Raw genomic sequence first — 2,483 nt, forward strand, 5'->3', positions numbered from 1 at the left:
GAGGCCGAGGGGGAACGGGGCACCGTCGGACGCGCCGGTACCGGTGATATAGAGCGCGCCGATGACGATTCCCATGATCGCCTCGCCGGTGATCAGCCCGGCCGCGACGATCCGGCCACGGGAGGTCGCTCGTTCGGCGAGCGTCCCGTCCTCGTCGTCCGACCGCGCGACGTACCTGTCGATCCCGCCGCGGAGCAGGCCGCCGAGGAAGATCGGCGTCGCGAGGGTGATCGGGAGATAGATCCCGACTGCGAACGGCAGGACGGGGACGTTCATGAGGATCAGAACAAACGCGAAAACGGCACCGATGAGGATCATCCCCCACTGAGCGGTGCCCGTGAGGACGCCCTCGGAGATCAGCGCCATCATCCCGGCCTGGGGGGCGGGGATGGTCTCGCTGCCGATTCCGTAGGCCTGGTGGAAGAAGTACAGGACCCAGCCGGCGAACAGCGCAGAGATGGCGATTCCGATCACCTGCGCGATCTGTTGCTTGCGGGGCGTCGCACCGAGGAGATAGCCCGTTTTGAGATCCTGCGAGGTATCGCCCGCGACCGCCGCGGCGATCGCCACGACCGACGCGGTCACCAGCACCACGACGGGGTCGGTCACGCCGGTCGATCGCAGCGCCAGCGCGGCGATCAGGATCGTCGCCACGGCCATTCCGGAGACGGGGTTCGAGGAGCTGCCCACGACCCCGACGAGATACGCCGAGACGGCGACGAAGAGGAACGAGGCGATCACGGCGATGAAGCCGCCCAGTAGCCCGACCTGGACCTGCGGGACGGCGACCAGCGCGAGCGCGATGAGGACGGCCCCGACGACGACGACCTTCATCGGGAGGTCACGCTGGGTGCGTTTCCGATCCTCCGTCGCGGCCCCGCCGGAGCCGCGGATCTCAGCCGCCGCGGTGCCGATCGCGTCGACGATCGTGCCGCGCATCGAGAGAATCGCGTAGAAGCCGCCGACGATCATCGCGCCCGCACCGACGTAACGGATATACTCGTCCCAGACCGCGTCGGCCTGCGCCATCAGCGCCGCGTCGGCGGCCGACTCCGGAACGAACCCGCCCGTGATGAGCAGCGGGATCAGTATCATCCAGGCGATCAGTCCGCCGCCGAACACGTAGCCGGCGATCCGCGGGCCGATGATGTAGCCGACGCCGATCAGCGCGGGCGTGAAGTCGCCGCCGATAGCGAACCCGTCGGTCTCGCCGGCCGAGAACGCCGTCTGGATCGTGGTGCGGAACGCGGCCATCCCGCTGGCCAACCACATGTAAACGAAGCTCACGAGGAACCCGAACGAGATGAGTTTCACACCCTCGTCGCCGCGCGAGCCGGCCTCGAGCACGTCCGCGCACGCTGTCCCCTCCGGATAGGGCAGTTCCTCGTGCTTGTCGACGATGAGGTACCGCCGCATCGGGATCATAAAGAGAACGCCGAGCAGGCCGCCCAGCACCGCCACCGCGGCAGTCCCGGCGATGTCGATCGGCTGATCGAGGAAGGTAACGCCGGCGATCGTGAAGATCACGCCGGCCGCCAGCGCCTCGCCCGCAGAGGTCATCGTCTGGACGATGTTGTTCTCGAGGATCGTCCCGCCGATACCGACCCGCCGAAGCCCGTAGAAAACGCCCATGCTGATGACCGCGGCCGGGATGGAGGCACTGATCGTCATCCCCGAGCGCATTCCGAGGTACATGTTCGCGGTCAACATTACCACGTTGAGCGCGAGTCCGATCAGGACCGCTTTGATCGTGAGTTCCGCGATACTTCTCCCTGCGGGGACGTACGGGGCCGGGCCGTCGGCCGGTTCTGCTTCGCTCACTGTGCGACTGCTACTCGGTTCCGCGCGTTCTTCAGATGGTCCGTGTGACATAGTCGACTGGAGCGGACATCCCCCGAATATCCCGGACGCAGTGAACGACACGAGTCAGCCAGTCCGTCGCGACCGGTGTCTCGCTCGTCACTATTCGACTGTCGTCCGTCGGGGCGTCTCCGCGTTCTCTCTGATCATAGCTACTTGCGACTATAAATGTGGCAAGATTCGGAACGAATCACCATTATTCACCATTACCCTACACTATTTGCCAGTAATGATCGATATAATGCGCGAAACTGACACCAGTCGGAGCCGGCTCACCGAGCTGACAAGCGTGTCGCCGCGAGAACGGTTGCGAGCAGTTCGCTGCCGGGACCGAACCCGTCGACCGCGATCAGCGGGCCTCGAGCGCTGCGGACGTTCGAATTACTCGAGGCCGTCCAGTCGCTCCCGTGCCTGCGAGAACGCGAACTCGTCGCCGCGGAGCCCGTTCGCTAGGTCGCGCGTCGCCGCGACGAGTCGTTCGGCGGTCCGCGGATCGACGTCGCCGTCGAGCATCCGGATGCGAGTGACGTGTTCGCCGAGGGTCTCGAGTGCGCTTCGTTCGCTCGCGGTCAGCTCCCGATCGTCGGCCCAGGTCCGGACGTCGCGGCGGTACTCCCGGACGG

General features: G+C 66.1%; 2 protein-coding genes. Both read right to left on the bottom strand.

Annotated elements, in window-relative coordinates; all coding sequences use genetic code 11:
* The coding region (locus PGX04_RS32395) for an OPT family oligopeptide transporter (RefSeq protein ID WP_273742234.1) at positions 1–1,872 on the bottom strand (1,872 nt) is incomplete at its 3' end.
* A gap of 369 nt (positions 1,873–2,241) precedes the next feature.
* The coding region (locus PGX04_RS32400; protein ID WP_425498475.1) for a DUF7117 family protein at positions 2,242–2,483 on the bottom strand (242 nt) is incomplete at its 5' end.

The organism is Natrinema soli (assembly GCF_028618695.1).